Below are 7,201 nucleotides of genomic sequence, written 5' to 3' on the forward strand. Positions count from 1 at the left end.
GGCTCGAACGCCCTGAAGGGGCTGGGCAAGGCTGGTGCCGACGGGTGCGGAGAACCGCTGCCGAGCGCCATTGACCCGCTCGAAGGCTCGACGGGTGGTCTCCACCCTGGGTCTGACCGCACGGCTTCTGCACCAGAGGGGTTGGTGGCCCGCTTTCCCTCTGTCGCGGCAGGCGGGCCTTCTTCAGTGGGCGCGGGTCTGACCATCCCTGTCGAGGGAATTGAGCCGCGGATTTCTCCGGCTGACTTGATCATTCGGCGAGAGCCCATCGGGGCTGACGCCAGTTCGCCCAGGCAACCTTCCGCAGTCCCGGCTGAACGCGGCCTGGCTCGTGCTCTGCCCCAGCCGCATGCCGTGCCAATGGCGGCGGAGCTTGCCGGTGCCTCCAGTTCTCATGAGGCGAGAACGGCACGGGGCGAGTCTCCACCACGGTCGTCAGCGGCCAACGCGGCCTCCGCAGATCCCGGTGACGCTCCGGCGCTCACGCAAGGTGTAGGGGACCCTGTCCCTCCGGGTGAGCGGCGGTTGAGGGGGCGTGACATGCGGGTAGAGGCGCCGAAGTCCGGGGCCGAGACGAGCCCACTGGCAGCACTCGAGGGGGCTTCAGATGAACATGCGATGGTTGAAATCAAGCCAGCTGTGCATGATGCTGCCGGGGAGCTGGGGTGGCGTACGGATCTCACGGCGAAACACCGGGCTCCGAGCGCGATGGCTGCGGAGGATGCGGCCCTGCCGGAGATGGCGCCGAGATGGGTTGGGCATGAAAGGACTTCGACCGCTGATGGCCCGCGTCGGTGGGCTCCGCCGCAAGCCACTCGGGTGGAGGTCCATGCCGCGGGTGCCTCAGCCTGCGACAGAGGGGGCTCTCCCCCAGCGGTGGCCGGATCCGTTGAACATCATCAGATTCCGCGCCGGACGGAAGCGGCAGAGATTCCCGGCGTACGGCCGGACACGGCGGTGTCGGACAGGCGCATCGATCCGCACCTCGATCGTCCCGCACAGGAACCGTCGGCCGAGCGGATGCTCGTGTCTCCGGACCGGCCGGATGCGAGCCCGGTTGCAACTGGCGCAGCGGCCCTCCCCGACGTCGTGCCCGAAGCGGAGCGGCTGCCGGGACCTGCACCGACGGGATCTCCCGCTGGAGCCGAGCCCCGGCCCGCCGCCGAGCCCGCGCGCGGTCAGGCGCCTCCGCCTCATCTGCCCGTGCCCGGTGCCTCCGCTGCCCCGGCCGGAGAGGACGCCGTCGAGATCGTGCTGCAGCCTGACGACATCGGGCAGATCAGGATGACGATGGCGCAGGAAGGCGATCACCTTCGGGTGCTCGTGCAGGCGGATCGGGCCGACACGCTCGACATGATACGCCGCCACGCCGACCAGCTGGGCGCCGAGTTCAGGCAGGCCGGCTTCTCTGGCGCATCGCTCAGTTTCGGCAGCCGCGAGGGACGGCCTTCGCCCCGTCGGCCGGACGGCTCGGGGGGCGAAGTCGCCGAACTGCAACCCGCCGTCCCCGCAACGGCCCGGCCGACATCCGGCCTCGACCGGCGCATATAGGAGTTTACATGGAAGTCAGCAGCGCCCCCTCCCCGACCGCCGGTTCCGCCCCGGCGAGCGGCCGTTCCACGACTTCGGACTATGAGACGTTCCTGCGGATGCTGACCACGCAGCTGCAGAATCAGGACCCGCTGAATCCGATGGAATCGGATGACTTCGCCATGCAGCTTGCCACCTTCTCGGGGGTGGAGCAGCAGGTGCGCACGAACCAGATCCTCACGGGCATGAGCGGATCCTTCGGCGCCATGGGGCTGTCGGAGCTTGCGGGCTGGATCGGCCGCGAGGCGAGGGTCGAGGCGGCGGCCTGGTTCGACGGCGCGCCCGTCACCATTGCGCCGGAGCCTGCGGCCGGGGCCGACAGCATGAAGCTCATCGTGCGGAGCGCGGATGGAACGATCGTCTCGCAGGAGACGGTTGCGGCCGGCGCGGGGCACCTCGAATGGGCCGGCACGGATGCGGCGGGCGAGCCGCTGCCCGAAGGCGCCTACAGCTTTTCGCTGGAGAGCTACCTGAAGGACAGGCTGCTCGCCACCGCGCCGGCCAAGGTCTATGCCGGCATCGTCGAGGCCCGCAGTGGCAGCGAAGGCACGCTGCTGGTCCTGCGCGGAGGGATCGAGGTTCCGGCTTCCTCCGTCACCGCGCTTCGTGACGTTTCGCGCTCATAGCAGGCTGCCAATCCAGACGCCGGCTGTGGTCAGCCCGGCTCCGGCGAGCATCCAGATGAGGGGATGCGTCTCGCGCCGCGGGGGCTCTTCGATCTCGGAATGGCCCTGCCGGATCAGCTGGGCCTCGACAAGGCGCGGCAGGCGGGGGCCGAACCGGCCCAGAATCCGCGCCGTCCGCACCAGATCACGCGCCACCGCACGCGGGCCGACGTTGTCTCGGATGTAATCCTCGACAATGGGGCGGGCGACTTGCCAGATGTTGATGTGCGGGTCCAGCGAACGGGCCACGCCTTCGACCACGACCATCGTCCGCTGCAACAGGATCAGCTCCGTCCTGGTCTCCATGCCGAAACGTTCGGTCACCTCGAACAGGTAGGCGAGCAGCCGACCCATCGAGATCCGCGAGGCCTCCATGCCGAAGATCGGCTCTCCCACCGCGCGAAGGGCGCGGGCGAATTCGTCGATGTCGCGGTCGGCCGGGACATATCCCGCCTCGAAATGGACCTCGGCCACCCGGCGGTAGTCGCGCTGGATGAAGCCGAAGAGGATCTCGGCGTAGACCCGGCGGGTGTATTCGTCGAGCCGCCCCATGATCCCGAAGTCATAGGCGATGATGTCGCCATTGGCGGCGACCTTCATGTTGCCCTGGTGCATGTCGGCGTGGAAGAAGCCGTCGCGCAGCGCGTGGCTGAGGAAGAGCGCAAGCACCCGTGTGCCGAGCGCCGTCCGGTCGTGGCCTGCCGCGTCGAGCGCCACATTGTCGGCCAGCGAGATGCCCTCGGCCCAGCCGATGGTCATCACCTGCCGGGCCGACAGGTTCCAGACCGGCTTCGGCACCTGAAAACCGGCGTCCTTCTCGGTGTTGGCGGCGAATTCCCCGGCGGAGGCCGATTCGAGCCGGAGGTCCAGCTCGCCGTTCACCACGCCCTCGAAGTGGCGGATCACTTCGGTGGGGCGCAGCCGGCGCGAGGAGGGCGAGAGGATCTCGATGATCCGCGCGGCCAGGTAGAAGGCGTCGATGTCGGTGCGGAAGGCGCGCTCGATGCCGGGGCGCAGCACTTTCACCGCCACCTCGACCCCGGTATCGGCCAGACGGGCGCGGTGGACCTGCGCGATCGAGGCGGCCGCAACGGGTTCGGAGAATTCCGAGAAGACCTGATCGACCGGAACGTGCAGTTCCTCCTCGATCAGCGCCTTGGCGACATCGATCGGGAAGGGTGGCAGCTTGTCCTGCAGATACTGGAGTTGCAGCGCCATCTCGGGGCCCACCACGTCGGGGCGGGTCGAGAGGATCTGGCCGAACTTGATATAGGCCGGGCCGAGGGCCGTCAGCGCGCGGGTGGCCGGCGGCAGCGCCGGGTCGCCGGGCAGGCCGAGCCATGCGAAGGGCCAGCCGAGAACGCGCGCCACCACCCTCAGGTTCGCCGGAGCATCCATGGCCTCGAGTATGGCACCGATGGCGCCCGTGCGCTCCATGGTGGCGGCGGTGCGCACCAGCCGCCAGATGTTGTGGGGCCCCTTCAAGTCAGATCTTCCAGCCGGAATGCAGCGCGGCGATGCCCATCGAGAGGTTGCGGTATTTCACCAGCCCGAAGCCCGCCTTGCGAATCATCCCCGCGAATGTCTCCTGATCCGGGAACTTGCGGATGGACTCCACAAGATATTGATAGCTGTCGCGGTCGTTCGCCACGATCTGCCCCATGACCGGGATCACGTTGAAGGAATAGCGGTCGTAGGCCCACTGCATCGCCGGGTTGGGCAACTGGCTGAACTCCAGCACCATGAGCCGCCCGCCGGGCTTCAGCACGCGGAAGGCTTCGTTCAGCGCGTCCTGAACGCGGGTCACGTTGCGGATGCCGAAGCTGATCGTATAGACGTCGAAGGTGTTCGAGGCGAAGGGCAGCGCCATCGCATCGCCCACCACCCAGTCGAGCCGGTCGGCCATCTGCGCGGCGTCGGCGCGCTGGCGGCCCTCGACCAGCATCGACTCGGTCATGTCGCAGACGGTCGCATGGGCTCCCGGAGCCCGCTTGAGGAAGCGGAACGAGATGTCGCCCGTGCCCCCCGCCACATCGAGAAGTTTCTGCCCCGGCCGCGGCGCGAGCCAGTCCATCATGGCGTCCTTCCAGAGCCGATGGATGCCGCCGGACATCAGGTCGTTCATGATGTCGTATTTCGAGGCCACGCGGGTGAAGACCCCATGAACCATCCCGGCCTTCTCGCCTTCCGGCACGGTGCGGAAGCCGAAATGCGTCGTGTTGGAAGTTTCGTCGTTCATGGGCTCTTGCCGTCCTCTGCTGCGCCCTCTTTATAGGGCCGGGCGCGGGGGCTGCAATGGACCCCCTTGCTGCCATCTGTCGCGGAGTGGCCGATGCCCGAGCTTCCAGAGGTCGAAACCGTGCGCCGGGGGCTCGAGCCCGCGATGGCTGGCCGGCTGATCGTCGAGGCGCGGGTGAACCGCCCTGATCTGCGCTGGCCGCTGCCTCCACGCATGGCCGAGAGGTTGACCGGCCAGCGGGTCCTGCGCCTCCGCCGGCGGTCGAAATACATCCTTGCGGATCTGTCGGGGGGCGAGTCGCTCCTGATCCATCTCGGCATGTCGGGGCGGATGCTCGTGTCGGGGGCGCGGGTCGGCGACTTCGTCCATGACCATCCCGCCCCCGCGCGGCACGATCATGTCGTGCTCGAGATGGAGGGGGGCGCGCGCGTCACCTTCAACGACGCCCGACGGTTCGGCGCCATGGATCTGGTGCCGACGGAGGCGGCCGATGCCCACCCGCTCCTGGCCTTGCTGGGGCCCGAGCCGCTCGGCAACGCCTTCGACGGCGCCTATCTCGCGGCCCGGCTGGCGGGGCGGCGGACGCCGGTCAAGGCTGCGCTTCTCGATCAGAGGATCGTGGCCGGTCTGGGCAACATCTATGTCTGCGAGGTGCTGTTTCGCGCAGGTCTGGCGCCCGTCCGGCTTGCCGGCAGCCTCGGCGAAGCCCGGGCCGCCGGTCTCGTTCCCATCATCCGCGAGGTGCTGTCCGAGGCGATCGCGGCGGGCGGCTCATCGCTGCGCGACTACCGTCAGGCCGATGGCGAACTCGGCTATTTCCAGCACACCTTCCGGGTCTATGGACGCGAGGGCCAGCCCTGCGTCACGCCGGGCTGCCGCGGCCTCGTGGGGCGGATCGTGCAGTCGGGGCGATCCTCGTTCCACTGCCCCGAGTGCCAGAGATGACTTGATCCCTGCCGCCGGGCTGCTAGACCTTCGCGGAATTGCCATGACGAGGGAACCCGAATGGCCTACGAGACCCTGATCGTCGAGATCGAGGATTATGTGGCGCTGATCCGGCTCAACCGCCCGGACGCGCTCAATGCGCTCAACAGCAAGATGATGTCCGAGCTGGCCGAGGCGCTCGCCGCGGCCGACCGCAACGACAAGGTGCGCTGCATCGTGATCACCGGCTCGGACAAGGCCTTTGCGGCCGGCGCCGACATCAAGGAAATGGCCGGGCAGAGCTTCGTGGACGTGTTCGGCAGCGACTTCTTCACCTCGGACTCCGAGGCGATGCTGCGCGTCCGCAAGCCGATCATCGCGGCGGTCGCCGGCTATGCGCTCGGCGGCGGGTGCGAGCTGGCCATGATGTGCGACTTCATCATCGCGGCCGATACGGCCAAGTTCGGCCAGCCCGAGATCAACCTCGGGGTGGTGGCCGGCCTCGGCGGAACCCAGCGGCTCACGCGGTTCGTGGGCAAGTCCAAGTCGATGGACATGCATCTCACCGGGCGCTTCATGGATGCGGCCGAGGCCGAGCGGTGCGGTCTGGTCAGCCGGGTCGTGCCGGCCAAGAACCTGATGGAAGAGGTGATGAAGGCCGCGGCCAAGATCTCCGGCAAGTCGCTCCTGACGGCGATGGCGGTGAAGGAGGCGGTCAACCGCAGCTACGAGACCACGCTCCGCGAGGGCGTGCTGTTCGAACGGCGGCTGTTTCACGCGCTGTTCGCCACCGAGGACCAGAAGGAGGGCATGGCGGCCTTCCTGGAAAAGCGCACGCCGCAGTTCCGCGACAAGTAATTCGCCGGGCCGCGGCGGGAATCGACGCCTACGGGTTGACTTGGAAACGAGTCGCCCGTAAAGACGCGGCTTCAATGAGAGATCGAACGTAGAGACGGAAGTCCTGATACATGGCCAACTCGCCCCAGTCCAAGAAGCGTGCCCGCCAGGCCGAGGCCCGCGCCGCCGTTAACAAGGCCCGCCGGTCGCGGATCCGCACCTTCCTGCGCAAGGTCGAGGAAGCGATCGCTTCGGGTGATCCGGCGGCTGCCGCCGCCGCCCTCAAGACCGCCCAGCCCGAGATGGCTCGGGGTGTCACCAAGGGTGTCCTCCACAAGAACACGGTGGCCCGCAAGATGTCGCGCCTCGCGCATCGCGTGAAGGTGCTGTCGGTTCCCGCCGCGGCCTGATTTCGCTGCAATCGCAGTGGCTTGAAACGCGCCCCTCTGGGGCGCGTTTTGCGTTTCCGGCCCGTCCCGAGAGGCCGGTCTGGCGGGAATGTCACGCCTCGCGACGGCCTTCGGGATTCGCTGCGACAAAGGATTAGTCAACAGCGAAGTTCGGTTGCAGATGCTCGGCACGGCTTGCTAGCGTCATGTCAGCGATTCACACGTCCTTGGGGGGACATGGCCGATCGCGGATTGTCATGCGTCTGCTGCCAACTGCCGCCTCGTGCGGCGAGACGAATGATCCTCCGCGATCTTTGGGTAAAACATTCTGTGCCGATCCGGCACGGTCCGCGATTGCGGAGGAGCGGGTGCATGCCCGTCTCTTGCATCGTGGTGTCCCATTGACCCCATCACCTGCCAGCGCAGGTGATGGGGGGTCTCATGCGCGCCGTATCCCGGCGCCCCATTTGCGTTGCTTCGCAGAACGACAACAAGGATCTCCCCGCGCGTCGGCGCGGGCGAGGCCGCAGGCGATGAACGGCGAACGGGCACAGGAA

At 67.8% G+C, this 7,201-nt stretch carries 7 protein-coding genes; 5 read left to right on the forward strand and 2 right to left on the reverse strand.

The window, feature by feature from the left end:
- The first annotated feature begins 876 nt into the window (after positions 1–876).
- Together fliK and LV780_RS15070 are read left to right on the forward strand one after the other, a co-directional pair.
- Positions 877–1,551, forward strand: a complete 675-nt coding sequence (gene fliK / locus LV780_RS15065; protein ID WP_233863856.1) for a flagellar hook-length control protein FliK — start codon at positions 877–879, stop codon at positions 1,549–1,551.
- Positions 1,552–1,559: 8 nt separating this feature from the next.
- Positions 1,560–2,216, forward strand: a complete 657-nt coding sequence (locus tag LV780_RS15070; RefSeq protein ID WP_108222144.1) for a flagellar hook assembly protein FlgD — start codon at positions 1,560–1,562, stop codon at positions 2,214–2,216.
- Here the strand turns inward: LV780_RS15070 and ubiB are convergent.
- Both ubiB and ubiE read right to left on the reverse strand, forming a co-directional pair.
- Positions 2,211–3,740 carry a 2-polyprenylphenol 6-hydroxylase gene (gene ubiB / locus LV780_RS15075; RefSeq protein WP_108222146.1) on the reverse strand — a complete coding sequence of 510 codons (1,530 nt, stop codon included), beginning with the start codon at positions 3,738–3,740 and terminating at the stop codon, positions 2,211–2,213. The genes LV780_RS15070 and ubiB overlap by 6 nt on opposite strands.
- A gap of 1 nt (position 3,741) precedes the next feature.
- Positions 3,742–4,494 (reverse strand): bifunctional demethylmenaquinone methyltransferase/2-methoxy-6-polyprenyl-1,4-benzoquinol methylase UbiE, encoded by a 753-nt coding sequence (gene ubiE, locus LV780_RS15080; protein ID WP_011909542.1) that lies wholly within the window; start codon positions 4,492–4,494, stop codon positions 3,742–3,744.
- 93 nt (positions 4,495–4,587) lie between these two features.
- Here ubiE and mutM point away from each other — a divergent pair, with 93 nt between their 5' ends.
- The 3 genes from mutM to rpsT all read left to right on the forward strand — a co-directional run bounded on the left by mutM (position 4,588) and on the right by rpsT (position 6,665).
- Positions 4,588–5,439, forward strand: coding sequence for a bifunctional DNA-formamidopyrimidine glycosylase/DNA-(apurinic or apyrimidinic site) lyase (mutM, locus tag LV780_RS15085; RefSeq protein ID WP_108222148.1), 852 nt, complete (start codon positions 4,588–4,590; stop codon positions 5,437–5,439).
- A 60-nt stretch (positions 5,440–5,499) separates the two neighbouring features.
- A complete protein-coding gene (locus tag LV780_RS15090; protein WP_011909540.1) occupies positions 5,500–6,276 on the forward strand; it encodes an enoyl-CoA hydratase in 777 nt (258 codons plus the stop codon).
- Between the two features lie 110 nt (positions 6,277–6,386).
- The gene (gene rpsT / locus LV780_RS15095; protein WP_011907071.1) at positions 6,387–6,665 is read left to right on the forward strand and encodes a 30S ribosomal protein S20; all 279 of its coding nucleotides are present in this window, start codon (positions 6,387–6,389) and stop codon (positions 6,663–6,665) included.
- Positions 6,666–7,201: the final 536 nt, after the last annotated feature.

Source organism: Cereibacter azotoformans, assembly GCF_021391315.1.
Classification (GTDB): domain Bacteria; phylum Pseudomonadota; class Alphaproteobacteria; order Rhodobacterales; family Rhodobacteraceae; genus Cereibacter_A; species Cereibacter_A azotoformans.

What these genes read in the sequence shown, in the direction of transcription:
- LV780_RS15070 (WP_108222144.1), top strand. Translation starts at nt 1,560, where the DNA reads ATGGAAGTCAGCAGCGCCCCCTCCCCGACCGCCGGTTCCGCCCCGGCG.
- ubiE (WP_011909542.1), bottom strand. Translation starts at nt 4,494, where the DNA reads ATGAACGACGAAACTTCCAACACGACGCATTTCGGCTTCCGCACCGTG.
- mutM (WP_108222148.1), top strand. Translation starts at nt 4,588, where the DNA reads ATGCCCGAGCTTCCAGAGGTCGAAACCGTGCGCCGGGGGCTCGAGCCC.
- LV780_RS15090 (WP_011909540.1), top strand. Translation starts at nt 5,500, where the DNA reads ATGGCCTACGAGACCCTGATCGTCGAGATCGAGGATTATGTGGCGCTG.
- rpsT (WP_011907071.1), top strand. Translation starts at nt 6,387, where the DNA reads ATGGCCAACTCGCCCCAGTCCAAGAAGCGTGCCCGCCAGGCCGAGGCC.